Here is a 12,442-nt window from a genome sequence, read left to right as displayed (position 1 = left end):
TTCCGCTGGTCCTAGTAGGGCTCGTTCTTGAACGCAGCGGTCGCCACGAGCAGCCGCTTGCTGGTGCTGCCGCAGCCGATGTTGTAACCGAGCCCGGTCACGAACAGCGGCCACTGATAGAACAGCCGGACCACCACGATATCGCCCGCGCTGCCCGCGCTGTAGGTCATGTTGGTGTCGAAGTTGCAGGCCGCATCGAGATGGGTCGGCAGCGTTACCGCAGAGAAGGACGAGAAGCTGGTGACCTCGACATAAAGACTATTGCAATTGAACAGTGCCGGGATCTGGGTGCAGACGTAAGTCTTGAACGTCGCCTGCGTGCAGGGCGCGGCGACGCCGGACACCGCGCAGGCCGTCACTGAACCCGACTGCGCCTGGCCGGTCAGCACCACGCGTGCGGAATTCTGCGTGATGGTCTCGAGCACCTGGCCCGAGAAGAACACCAGCGCCGTCTCGATGATGGCGAACAGCAGCCCAAAGAAGATCGGCGCGACCAGCGCAAACTCGACCGCTGCTGATCCGTGGCGGTTGCCGCGAAACCGGCGCAGCGCGGTCCGGAGCGTGAACCTCGAAGGTGCAGGCGATGGCATCGCGTAAAATTCCTCAGGCGGCGGCGATCATCTGCCCCGATCAATATCGGAAACTGATTGTTTAAGTGTTTCAGACAATCCGCGCGGACCGGATCGCGCCGTTAAGCGCGGGTTAACCACGCCGGCCCTTGGACGCCGCGAGGACAGAACGCATGCAAGACGGCACCGCGCGGGACCGGATGGTCCCGACCACTGGCCGGTCTTGCTTGCTTGTCTCGCGAGTTGGTCTTGTTAGTTCGTCTTGGCGGCCGCGCCGCCACCGCTGCCACTGGCATTGCTGCTCAGCGTACCGGCCTGGTTCATCGTCGTGTTGAAATAGTTGTCGCTGTCGCCAAGCGTCACGCGGCGCTGGCAGACGGGCATGCAGCTATAGGATTCCCGCTCGACCCCGCGGTAGACGGTGACGAGCCGGTCGCTCGGGCCTTCGACCTGGATCTGGCGGTCGACCAGGATCTCGCCGCTACGGTCGAGCGCGATGAAATTGGTGGCGCCGTAGCCCTTCCCGGTCACGACAATCATGCCGCCGGGCTGGAGCGTGACGTCTGCGATCAGGGGATTCCCGACCACGATCGTCGCCACCTTGCCGGGCAGCCGGACCAGCTTGGCCTGGTCGACATTGACGGCGATGGTATCGGCGGTGGGTTCGGCAAGACCAGCCGCGGGCGAAGCCAGCACGGCAGCCGCAACCAGAAGACAGACGCGCGCATGGCGGCGCAGGAACTCTTTACGCATACTGTTACCCCGGGACGTACAAGCCGGCAGAAGCGATTGACGAGGCGGAGCCGGCGCCCGACATCCGCTAACCTGCCTTTAATTCGTGAACGTTCCGCAAATTCGCAGGCTATTGTTTGAACGGACTGGCGTTTTTGCGGCCTCTCCGGCTGCCGGCCCCAACCCTAGCGGCGGAACGGAAAAGCGAGCTGGCCGCCGATTTCCTTCGGCATCGCCGCTTCGTCCTTGCCGTAATCCTGCGGCAGCTCGCCCTCGGGCATGCGGAAGGTGCCGAACAGCACGTCCCAGATCGGGAAGGTGCCGGCGAAATTGGTGTCGCCGCCCTCTTCGAGCGGGGTGTGGTGCCAGCGGTGGAACACCGGCGTCGCCAGCAAATATTTGAACGGCCCGAAGGTCCAGTTCAGATTGGCGTGCACGAAGGCCGAATGGAAAGTGGTGAACGGGCCGACCCAGATCATCACGTTCGGCGAAATACCGGCCATCAGCAGCACGACGTCGACGCCGATGGTGCCGAGCATGAGATTCACCGGATGGAAGCGCGCCGCGGAAATCCACACGATCTCCTCCGACGAATGATGGATGGCGTGGTACTTCCAGAACCCGCCGTCATGGAACATCCGGTGCAGCCAGTACAGCATGAAGTCGGACAACACCAGGAACAGCGCGCCCTGCGCCCACAGCGGCAATTGCGACAGCGGGCCATGGCCGTTGTCGTAGAAGGCGATCAGCTCGTCGGCATCGTGGATGTTGAAGACGGCACTGGCGCCGACGATCAGGAGGCCGATCCGCATGGTGCGGGCAAACACCGGAACGAAGAACCAGTAGCAGATGTCGGTCACGATCTCGCGCTTGCGCCACCACGGTGCACCGGGATTGCAGGCCCAGAAATGCTCAAGCACGGTGAAGACGACCGCGAGCATGAAGGTGATCGGGATGACCTTCTCGATGGTCTCGCCGAGCATCAGGGCGACTTGCATGGGTAGGCTCGACATCGTCGCCTCTCTTCCAGACTGCTGATGCCACTAGGCCTACTCCGCGAAATTTAAGGGAGGGTGAAGTTGACGACGCGTTCGGAACCGGAGCGAATTGCAGGGGCGGTCTTAAGGCGAAATTCACTCTGGCCAAAAGCACGGCGCTTCGGCCGGCTTTGCGCGGTCGAATTAACTCTACCGAAAGAGCTCGGCTCTCATGGTCGACGTGTCAAGACCAGCGCCGCACGAGGCGACCTCACCCCAGATGGAGTTAGTTCATGAAGAACCTGATTGCGCGTTTCGCGAAGGATGAATCCGGCGCCACCGCCATCGAATACGGTCTGATCGCCGCCGGCATCGCGCTGGCCATCATCACCGTCGTCAACAACCTCGGCACCTCGCTGAACGCCAAGTTCGGCTCGATCAGCTCCTCGCTGAAGTAAGCGAGCACCGATTGCGGCAAAAGCCCCGGACCTCCGGGGCCTTTGTTTTTTTGGACACGGCGAGTTCCAGTGGCGTTGCGTAAGACCAGAACCGATGCCGCGGTTGCGGCGAACGAGGCGGAAGCGGCGCGAGCCGACGCATCGGTCTATTGGGTCTGTCTCGCGTTGCTGCTCGCAATGGTCACGCTCGCGACCCGCATCGCCAGCATCTGGTGATGGCCGGCCCGCCGGTTCCAGCGCCGTCAAGGCGCCGCCGCCGTTGTCGGTTTGTTTAGCACTGCCGACTAGCATGCCGCGACGCCCGATCCAGCGACAGACCCACGGCCCCAAGACGCAGCCATGACCCTCGACCTCGCGCGCCTTCTGCTCTTCCCGGCCCTGATGGCCTTCGCCGCGGCCAGCGATCTCTTCACGATGACCATCTCGAACCGCGTCTCGCTGATCCTGGTCGCAGGCTTCTTCGTGCTCGCCATTGCCGGTGGCATGGCACCATACGACATGCTGAGCCATGTCGGCGCCGGCGCGTTCATCCTGGTCGTGGCCTTCACCTGCTTTGCGATGGGCTGGGTCGGCGGCGGCGACGCGAAGGTCGCGGCATCGGTGGCGCTCTGGTTCGGCTTCGCACATCTGACGAACTTCCTGCTCTACGCCTCGCTGTTTGGCGGAGCGTTGACGCTCTTCCTGCTCCAGTTCCGGCAATGGCCGTTGCCCTTCGGGCTCGCCGGCCAGGCCTGGCTGGCGCGGCTCCACGCCAAGGAGACCGGCATTCCCTACGGCATCGCGCTCGCGCTCAGCGCGCTGATGGTCTACCCGGAGACCGAATGGGTGAAGGCGATCGACCTCGCTCGCCTCGCACTGCGCTGAACGCTCCGGGTAACCCGGCGTTAAGGCGATTTAGATACGCCTCATTAACCATGCTTTGACGAATAGCTGGTCAACTGCCGATTACGGCGGCGGCTGCGTCGCGGCGTTTAGTTGGAAAGTGAAGCGTATGAATAGGGCACGCATTGTCGTCCTGACGGCCGCCATCTGCGCCGGCGGTGTCGCCGCGTACCTGGCGAGCGGCTCGGACAATTCTGCGCCGCCTCCGGCGGCTCCCGTCGCGCAGCTTCCGACCGTCGACGTGCTGGTCGCCAAGAACGACATTGGCCTCGGCCAGACCGTGAAGCCGGAAGACGTGCAGTGGCAGACATGGCCGACCAGCTCCGCCAGCGCCACCTTCATCCGTCGCAACGAGCGCCCAGAGGGCGCGACCCAGGTCACTGGTTCGATCGCGCGCGCGCCTTTCATCCAGGGTGAGCCGATCCGCGACCAGAAGCTGGTCAAGGCTGACGGCTCCGGCTTCATGGCCGCGATCCTGCCGACCGGCATGCGCGCCATCTCGACCGAGATCTCGCCGGAGACCGGCGCGGGCGGTTTTATCCTGCCGAACGATCGTGTCGACGTGCTCCTCACCCGCCGCCTCAAGAACCCGGACCAGAGCGCAGGCGCCCAGGACATCGTCACGTCAGAGATCATCCTGGCCAATGTCCGCGTGCTGGCGATCGACCAGGCGCCGAAGGAGAAGGACGGCCAGAACTCCGTGGTCGGCAAGACCGTCACCCTCGAGCTCAATCCCGCGCAGACCGCGACGCTTTCCGCCGCCCGCCAGAGCGGCACGCTGTCGCTGGCCCTGCGCAGCATCGCCGACGTCAAGATGAGCGAGATCACGCTCGATGACTCCGCGCAAAAGCGCGACGGCATTTCGGTCATTCGCTACGGCATCCCGAGCCAGTCGGCGAAGGTACGATGAGGACTGTCGATATGAAATGCAGGGCAGATTTGACGACGTTGCGAACCTCCGCGGTCCGCGCCCTGTCGTTCTCGGCCGCTCTCGCGCTGACGCTCAACCCGGTGCTGACCCCCGTGGTCGCCGCAGACTACCGTCCCGTGGCGCCGGTTGCGGCCGACGGCCAGATGAACGCGCGCTTTCTGTCGCTCGGCGTCGGCAAGTCGATCGTGATCGACCTGCCGCGCGACATCAAGGACGTGCTCGTCGCCGATCCCAAGATCGCCAACGCAGTGGTGCGCTCGTCCCAGCGCGCCTACATCATCGGCGCCTCGGTCGGCCAGACCAACATCGTGTTCTTCGATTCCGCCGGCCAGCAGATCGCGGCCTATGACATCGCGGTCAAGCGCGACCTCAATGGCGTGCGCGCCGCACTGAAGCAGATCCTGCCCAATTCCGACATCCAGATCGACGGCCTCGGCGACGGCGTCGTCCTCAGCGGCACGGCGGCGACCCCGATCGAAGCGCAGCAGGCCAACGAGCTCGCCGCGCGGCTTGCCGGCGGCGCCGACAAGGTGGTGAATTCGATCGTGGTCCGCGGCCGCGACCAGGTCATGCTGAAGGTGACAGTCGCCGAAGTCGCGCGCAACATCGTCAAGCAGCTCGGCATCGATCTCACCGCCAACCTCAACTACGGCACGTCCGTGGTCAGCTTCACCAACTCCAACCCGTTCACGGCGCTTGGCCACAACCTCGTCGACGGCAACAGCCTGACCACGAAGTTCGGCGCGACCCCGTCCGTGCAGGCCACCCTGCGCGCGATGGAGACCGCAGGTGTGATCCGCACGCTGGCCGAGCCGAACCTGACCGCGATCTCGGGTGAATCGGCGACCTTCATCGCCGGCGGTGAATTCCCGGTGCCGGCAGGCTATGCCTGCGACCCCACCACGCATGTCTGTACCACCCAGATCAGCTTCAAGAAGTTCGGTATCTCGCTCAACTTCACGCCCGTGGTGCTGACCGAAGGCAAGATCAGCCTGCGGGTGATGACCGAGGTGTCGGAGCTCTCCAACGACAACGCGATCACGCTGTCGCAGGCCGTGACCTCGACCTCGGTGAACTCGCTGACGGTGCCCTCGATCAGGACCCGCCGTGCCGAGACCTCGCTCGAAATTCCCTCCGGCGGCGCAATGGCGATGGCCGGCCTGATCCAGCAGCAGACCAAGCAGGCAATCAGCGGACTGCCGGGCCTGATGCAGCTCCCGGTTCTCGGCTCGCTGTTCCGCAGCCGCGACTTCGTCAACAACTCGACCGAGCTGGTCGTGATCGTGACGCCCTACATCGTGCGCGCGGTGGCGCAGAAGGACCTGTCGCGGCCGGATGACGGTTTCTCAGCGCCTTCGGATCCGCAGGTCGAACTGCTCGGCAACATCAACCGCATCTACGGCGTGCCCGGCCGGACTGAACCGGCAAAGAACTACCGCGGCACCTACGGCTTCATCACCGACTGAGGCGGAACGGGGACTTCACGATGATCACAAGACCACCCCAACTTCGCAAACGCGCCATCGGCCTCGGTGGCGCGCTGGTCGGTATCGCCATCGCGCTCGGCGGTTGCCAGCACGATGAAGTGGTGACCGCCTCCATTCCGGACGACTACAAGCAGCGTCATCCGATCGCGATCGAGGAACAGAACCGCTCCATCGTCGTCTTCGTCGGCCACGCCCGCGGCGGCCTGACCGCAGCCCAGCGCGCCGACGTGATGGGTCTGGCGTCGGCCTGGATGCATGAGGGCACCGGCGCCATCCATATCGACGTGCCGTCCGGGGTGCCCAACGCGCGCCCGGTGGCGGAATCGATGCGTGAGATCCAGGCGATGCTGGCAGCAGCGGGCGTTCCCCCGCGCGGAGTGATCGCACGCCCCTACCAGCCCGAGGACAAGCGTTTCCTGCCGCCGATCCGGCTGACCTATTCGAAGATCGCCGCGGTCGCGGGCCCCTGCGGCCTGTGGCCGGACGACATCGGCCCATCGATGAAGAACAAGGGCTGGTTCGAAAACAAGGACTATTACAATTTCGGCTGCTCCTATCAGCGCAACATGGCCGCGATGGTCGACAACCCGTCGGACCTCGAGCAGCCACGGCCCGAAACGCCGGCCTACACGCCGCGGCGCACCGCCGCCTTCGAGAAGTTTCGCAAGGGAACGCCGACGGCGGTCCCCTATCCGGAAGCCGAAAAGGCCAAACTCAGCGATACCGGCAAATGATCAGCTACGCTCGCCAGACTCAAGAAGAGCAGCCGGAGGCCCCTGCACCGGTCGAGGAGCATATTGCGCCCGCACCGCGCGTTTCGGTCCAGGCCTTTTGCGAGACGGTGGAGACCGCCGCCGCCGTGCAGTCGGCCGGTGAGGATCGCCGTCTCGGCAAGGCCCATCTGAAGATCCAGATGGGCGGCATGGCGGCTGCGATCGAGGCCTATCGGTCTGCCCCGACCCCCAATGTGATCGTGCTCGAGAGCGACGGCCGCAACGACCTCTTGAACGGCCTCGACCAGCTCGCGACCGTCTGCGACGCCGGCACCCGCGTGGTCGTGATCGGCCGCATCAACGACGTCATGCTCTATCGCGAGCTGGTCCGCCGCGGCGTCAGCGACTACGTGCTCTCGCCGGTCGGACCGATCGACGTCGTGCGCTCGATCTGCAACCTGTTCTCGGCGCCGGAGGCCAAGGCGGTCGGCCGAATCATCGCCGTGGTTGGCGCCAAGGGCGGCGTCGGCGCCTCCACCATCTCCCACAACGTCGCGTGGGCGATTGCGCGGGACCTCGCGATGGACGCGGTGGTGGCCGATCTCGACCTCGCCTTCGGCACCGCCGGTCTCGACTACAACCAGGACCCGCCGCAGGGCATCGCGGACGCGGTGTTCTCGCCCGATCGCGTCGACACCGCCTTCATCGACCGCCTGCTGTCGAAATGTACGGACCATCTCAGCCTGCTGGCGGCGCCGGCCACGCTCGACCGGGTCTATGATTTTGGCTCCGACGCCTTCGATTCCGTGTTCGACACGCTGCGCTCAACCATGCCCTGCATCGTGCTCGACATCCCCCATCAATGGTCGGGCTGGACCAAGCGCGCCCTGATCGGCGCCGACGACATCCTGATCGTGGCGGCGCCCGATCTCGCCAATCTGCGCAACACCAAGAACCTGTTCGATCTGCTGAAGGCCGCCCGTCCCAACGACCGGCCGCCACTCTACTGCCTGAACCAGGTCGGCGTGCCCAAGCGGCCAGAGATTGCGGCGGCTGAATTCGCCAAGGCGATCGAGAGCCAGCCGGTCGTTTCGATCCCGTTCGAGCCGCAGATCTTCGGCTCGGCGGCCAACAACGGCCAGATGATCGCGGAGATCTCCGCCAACCACAAGTCGATCGAAATGTTTCTCCAGATCGCCCAGCGGCTGACCGGCCGCAGCGAGACGAAGAAACAAAAGTCGTCCCTGCTTTCACCGCTGATTGAGAAGTTGCGGGGAAAATAAGCCGCCGCATGGAGTTGTTAAGTGTTCGGTAAGCGTAGCGGAACAGACACCGATCTTCGGGCTCCCAAGCCCGGCGCCGTGTCGCCAGAGCCTGCCCCGGCTCCGGCGCCCACAGTGTCGCGCGCGCCGCCCCCGCCGGTCGTCGCCTCGCCGCCGCTCGCCCCCGCCCGGCCCGCGCCGGCGATGGAAGCCCGCCGCTCGGACAATTATTACGAGGTCAAGGCGACCATCTTCGGCGCGCTGATCGAGGCCATCGACCTCGCCCAGCTCGCCAAGCTCGATTCCGAGTCCGCGCGCGAGGAAATCCGCGACATCGTCAACGAGATCATCGCGATCAAGAACATCGTGATGTCGATCGCCGAGCAGGAAGAGCTGCTCGACGACATCTGCAACGACGTGCTCGGCTACGGCCCGCTCGAGCCGCTGCTCGCACGCGACGACATCGCCGACATCATGGTCAACGGCGCCGGCACCGTCTTCATCGAAGTCAACGGCAAGATCCAGAAGACCGGCATCCGCTTCCGCGACAATCAGCAGCTCCTCAACATCTGCCAGCGCATCGTCAGCCAGGTCGGCCGGCGCGTCGACGAATCCTCGCCGATCTGCGACGCGCGCCTCGCCGACGGCTCCCGCGTCAACGCCATCGTACCGCCGCTCGCGATCGACGGCCCCGCACTCACCATTCGTAAGTTCAAGAAGGACAAGCTGACGCTGGATCAGCTGGTCAAGTTCGGCGCGATCTCGCCGGAGGGCGCCGAGATCCTCCAGATCATCGGCCGCGTCCGCTGCAACGTGCTGATCTCCGGCGGTACCGGCTCCGGCAAGACCACGCTGCTCAACTGTCTGACCAATTACATCGAGCACGACGAGCGCGTCATCACCTGCGAGGACGCCGCCGAGCTCCAGCTCCAGCAGCCCCACGTGGTCCGGCTCGAAACCCGCCCGCCCAACATCGAAGGCGAAGGCCAGGTCACCATGCGCGAGCTGGTGCGCAACTGCCTGCGTATGCGCCCCGAACGCATCATCGTCGGCGAAGTCCGCGGACCTGAGGCGTTCGACCTGCTCCAGGCCATGAACACCGGCCACGACGGCTCGATGGGAACGCTGCACGCCAACAATCCCCGCGAAGCGCTGTCGCGCTGCGAATCCATGATCACCATGGGCGGCTTTTCGCTTCCTTCGCGAACAATCCGCGAGATGATCTGCGCCTCGATCGACGTCATCGTCCAGGCCGCGCGCCTGCGCGACGGCTCGCGCCGCATCACCCACATCACCGAGGTGATGGGCATGGAAGGCGACACCATCATCACCCAGGACGTCTTCCTCTACGACCTCGTCGGCGAGGACGCCAACGGCAAGATCATCGGCCAGCACCGCTCGACCGGCATCGGTCGCCCGAAGTTCTGGGAACGCGCCCGCTATTACGGCGAAGAGAAACGCCTTGCCGCCGCGCTCGACGCCGCGGAAAAGAAACCGAACACGTGAGCAGGGCGGCGCAGCCATGAACATGCAGGTCCTCGCCCTCGCCTTCCTCGCCACCGCCGCGGTCGGCGGCATCGCCTGGGTCTTCGTCTACCCGCTGCTATCCGGCGAGCGGAAGGCCGAGGGTCGCCGCGCCTCGATCGCGCGCGCCGAGGCGCCCACCGCCCGCCAGGCCGAGAAGACCCAGCGCTCGCGTCGCGAGCAGGTCGAGACCACGCTCAAGGATCTCGAGGCGCGGCGCGCGCAGGAGAAGAGCGTTCCGCTCCACGTCCGCCTGTCGCAGGCCGGGCTCGACTGGACGCCGCAGAAATTCTGGATCGTGTCCGCTGTCACGGGCGGCGTGTTTTTCTTTGGCGCGCTGTTCGGCGGTGGCGGCCTGCTCGGCGCCGTCGGTCTCGCCTTCGCCGGCGGTTTCGGCCTGCCGCGCTGGGCGCTCGGTTTCCTGAAGAAGCGCCGCGAGAACAAATTCCTGGCGGCGCTGCCGGACGCCGTCGACGTCATCGTCCGCGGCATCAAGGCCGGCCTGCCGCTGTTCGAATCGATCAAGGTCGTCGCCGCCGATGCGCCGGAGCCGCTGCGCAGCGAGTTCCTGTCCATCATCGAAACGCAGGCGATCGGCATGCCGCTCGGCGAGGCCTGCTCGCGTCTCTACGACCGCATGCCGCTGCCGGAGGCCAACTTCTTCGGCATCGTGGTGTCGATCCAGCAGAAGTCGGGCGGCAACCTCTCCGAAGCGCTCGGCAACCTCTCCAAGGTGTTGCGCGACCGCAAGAAGATGAAGGAAAAGATCCAGGCGATGTCGATGGAAGCCAAGGCCTCGGCCGGCATCATCGGCTCGCTGCCGCCGATCGTGATGTTTCTCGTCTATCTCACGACGCCTGGCTACATCTCGATTCTTTGGACCCATCCCACAGGCCAGCTGATGCTGGTCGGCTGCGTCGTCTGGATGTCGATTGGCATCATGGTGATGAAGAAGATGATCAACTTCGATTTTTGATGGTGCCGTATGGTTGATTTGCTCGTCACGAAGCTGCACGACGTCCACTTCATGACCATGTTGCTGGCGGCCATCGCCGCCAGTGCCACGGTGTATACGCTGGTCATGCCGCTGTTCGCCGGCGAAGGCCTCTCCAAGCGCATGAAGGCGGTGGCGAGCGAGCGCGAGCGCATCCGGCAGCGTGAGCGCGAACGCCTCAACAAGAGCGAGAAGGTCTCGCTGCGCCAGACGCCCAAGCAGCTCGTCTCCAGGGTCGTCGAGGACTTCAACCTCACCAAATGGCTGGCGCAGGAAGCCGCGCGCGACAAGCTGATCATGGCGGGCTATCGCGGCCAGGCCCCCTACATCACCTTCCTGTTCGCCCGCATGGTGGCGCCGCTGGTGCTGTTCGTCGGCTCGGTCGTCTACGTGTTCCTGATCGCCCATATGGAGCAATCGATGCCGATCAAGATCGGCATCTGCGTCGGCGCCGCCTATGGCGGCTTGCAGGCGCCGATGCTGTTCCTGAGGAATGCGATCTCGAAGCGCCAGCTCTCGATCAAGCGTGCCTTCCCCGACGCGCTCGACCTGCTGCTGATCTGTATCGAGTCCGGCATGTCGGTGGAAATGGCGTTCCGCAAGGTCGCGACCGAGATCGTCGGCCAGTCGATCGCGCTGTCGGAAGAGTTCACGCTGACCACCGCGGAGCTGTCCTATTTGCAGGACCGCAAGGTGGCCTACGAGAACCTGGCGCGCCGCACCGGGCTCGAAGGCGTCAAGTCGGTCTGTCTCGCGCTTCAGCAGGCGGAGCGCTACGGCACGCCGCTTGGCCATTCCTTGCGCGTCATGGCGCAGGAAAATCGCGACATGCGCATGAACGAGGCCGAGAAGAAGGCCGCCGCGCTGCCGCCGAAACTGACGGTGCCGATGATCCTGTTCTTCCTGCCGGTGCTGTTCGTCGTCATTCTCGGGCCGACCGGCATCAAGATCTCCGAGCTGCACTGAGGCGCCAAAAACAAATCCTCGAAAACAACCCCATGCACAGTAGCCGGCGGTCGCCGGCCGGCTGCGAGGTGGATCGCGCAAAGCGTCTGAAGCGTCAGGGGAAATCCGCGCAATGGCGCGAAGAGCGGCGGATCAGTCGGATTGGCCGAGAGACGCGACCGGCGTCCGCTTCTGAGCGCCGCGCGGGGCGTCGTTGCGGCTCAGCATGTCCTTCAGATAGGCGACATTGGCCGCGGCCTGGTCCGGCGGCAGGTCCGCCTTCACGATGGTTTCGGCCTCGGCAAAGCGGCCCTGGAGGCCGACCACCAGGCCGAGATTCTGCCGCACCCGGGCGCTCGCGTGCGGCGAGGCGTAGGCCTGGCGCAGCACGTCCTCGGCCTTGGGCAGGTCGCGCGACAGCATGTAGGACAGGCCGAGATTTGAGAGCACGCCGGGATCGCCCGGCGCGATCTTGAGCGCGCTGGCATAATAGGCGCGCGCCTCGTCGTGACGGCCCATCTGGTCGAGCGCAGTGCCCTGCACCGAGAGCAGGCGCCAGTCCGGATTGTCGGGCGAATGCGCCTTCGACAGCACGTCGAAAGCCTGCTGGAAATTGCCGTTGTCGGCGAGCGCGCGTCCGTATTGGGCGAGCAGCGCCTTGTTGCCGGGATTGGCGATGGTCGCCTGCTCGAGCACGGCGGCAGCCTGCGCGCGCTGGCCGTTGGCGCGCAAGGCCTGGCCATAGGCCAGCGCCGCGTCGGCATCCCTGGGATTGGCACGGTAACGCTCGCCATAGACCTCGACGGCGCGCGCCGGATCGGTCGGAGCGGCTTCCGCCTTCGGCCCGATCGAGCCGGTGACGTCGGAGAGCTTTGACATGGCCGTGCAGCCGCCGAGGCTCGCACCCACCAGCGCGATCAGCGAGGCGGAGGCAAGAAGCCGGGCAGGACTGAACCGTTGACGCATGA

The 12,442-nt window shown here is 65.1% G+C and carries 14 protein-coding genes; 10 read left to right on the top strand and 4 right to left on the bottom strand.

Translation table 11 applies throughout. The features are described 5' to 3' along the window. Positions 1–11: 11 nt before the first annotated feature. The 3 genes from IC761_RS05235 to IC761_RS05225 form a co-directional block, all read right to left on the bottom strand. A complete protein-coding gene (locus IC761_RS05235) occupies positions 12–590 on the bottom strand; it encodes a TadE/TadG family type IV pilus assembly protein (protein WP_195802225.1) in 579 nt (192 codons plus the stop codon). Between the two features lie 231 nt (positions 591–821). Continuing rightward, positions 822–1,322, bottom strand: coding sequence for a pilus assembly protein N-terminal domain-containing protein (locus tag IC761_RS05230; protein WP_195802224.1), 501 nt, complete (start codon positions 1,320–1,322; stop codon positions 822–824). A 164-nt stretch (positions 1,323–1,486) separates the two neighbouring features. Further along, positions 1,487–2,314, bottom strand: a complete 828-nt coding sequence (locus tag IC761_RS05225) for a sterol desaturase family protein (RefSeq protein WP_195802223.1) — start codon at positions 2,312–2,314, stop codon at positions 1,487–1,489. Between the two features lie 257 nt (positions 2,315–2,571). Here IC761_RS05225 and IC761_RS05220 point away from each other — a divergent pair, with 257 nt between their 5' ends. From IC761_RS05220 to IC761_RS05175, 10 genes are all read left to right on the top strand, one after another. After that, the gene (locus IC761_RS05220; protein ID WP_195802222.1) at positions 2,572–2,736 is read left to right on the top strand and encodes a Flp family type IVb pilin; all 165 of its coding nucleotides are present in this window, start codon (positions 2,572–2,574) and stop codon (positions 2,734–2,736) included. A gap of 69 nt (positions 2,737–2,805) precedes the next feature. Next, on the top strand, positions 2,806–2,952 hold the full coding sequence (locus IC761_RS05215) for a hypothetical protein (RefSeq protein WP_195802221.1): 147 nt from the start codon (positions 2,806–2,808) through the stop codon (positions 2,950–2,952). Between the two features lie 123 nt (positions 2,953–3,075). Next, complete coding sequence (locus tag IC761_RS05210) at positions 3,076–3,600, top strand: A24 family peptidase (protein ID WP_195802220.1); 525 nt, start codon at positions 3,076–3,078, stop codon at positions 3,598–3,600. Positions 3,601–3,727: 127 nt separating this feature from the next. Further along, positions 3,728–4,528, top strand: coding sequence for a Flp pilus assembly protein CpaB (gene cpaB / locus IC761_RS05205; protein WP_195802219.1), 801 nt, complete (start codon positions 3,728–3,730; stop codon positions 4,526–4,528). A gap of 11 nt (positions 4,529–4,539) precedes the next feature. Further along, positions 4,540–6,015: a type II and III secretion system protein family protein gene (locus IC761_RS05200; RefSeq protein WP_195802218.1), complete on the top strand. Its 1,476-nt coding sequence runs from the start codon at positions 4,540–4,542 to the stop codon at positions 6,013–6,015. Positions 6,016–6,035: 20 nt separating this feature from the next. After that, positions 6,036–6,770 carry a CpaD family pilus assembly protein gene (locus IC761_RS05195; protein ID WP_195802217.1) on the top strand — a complete coding sequence of 245 codons (735 nt, stop codon included), beginning with the start codon at positions 6,036–6,038 and terminating at the stop codon, positions 6,768–6,770. Then, a complete protein-coding gene (locus tag IC761_RS05190) occupies positions 6,767–8,032 on the top strand; it encodes a CpaE/TadZ family protein (RefSeq protein WP_195802216.1) in 1,266 nt (421 codons plus the stop codon). The genes IC761_RS05195 and IC761_RS05190 overlap by 4 nt, the downstream gene beginning before the upstream one ends. A 21-nt stretch (positions 8,033–8,053) precedes the next feature. Then, complete coding sequence (locus IC761_RS05185) at positions 8,054–9,517, top strand: TadA family conjugal transfer-associated ATPase (protein WP_195802215.1); 1,464 nt, start codon at positions 8,054–8,056, stop codon at positions 9,515–9,517. Positions 9,518–9,533: 16 nt separating this feature from the next. Continuing rightward, on the top strand, positions 9,534–10,511 hold the full coding sequence (locus tag IC761_RS05180; RefSeq protein ID WP_195802214.1) for a type II secretion system F family protein: 978 nt from the start codon (positions 9,534–9,536) through the stop codon (positions 10,509–10,511). Between the two features lie 9 nt (positions 10,512–10,520). Further along, the gene (locus IC761_RS05175; RefSeq protein WP_195802213.1) at positions 10,521–11,495 is read left to right on the top strand and encodes a type II secretion system F family protein; all 975 of its coding nucleotides are present in this window, start codon (positions 10,521–10,523) and stop codon (positions 11,493–11,495) included. Positions 11,496–11,627: 132 nt separating this feature from the next. On the opposite strand, the gene IC761_RS05170 is transcribed toward IC761_RS05175, so the two are convergent. Further along, entirely contained in the window at positions 11,628–12,440 is an 813-nt protein-coding gene (locus tag IC761_RS05170) for a tetratricopeptide repeat protein (RefSeq protein WP_195802212.1), read from the bottom strand. Between the last annotated feature and the right edge of the window lie 2 nt (positions 12,441–12,442).

This window comes from Bradyrhizobium commune (assembly GCF_015624505.1).
Lineage (GTDB): Bacteria > Pseudomonadota > Alphaproteobacteria > Rhizobiales > Xanthobacteraceae > Bradyrhizobium > Bradyrhizobium commune.
This window is presented reverse-complemented; position numbering and strand designations above follow the sequence as displayed.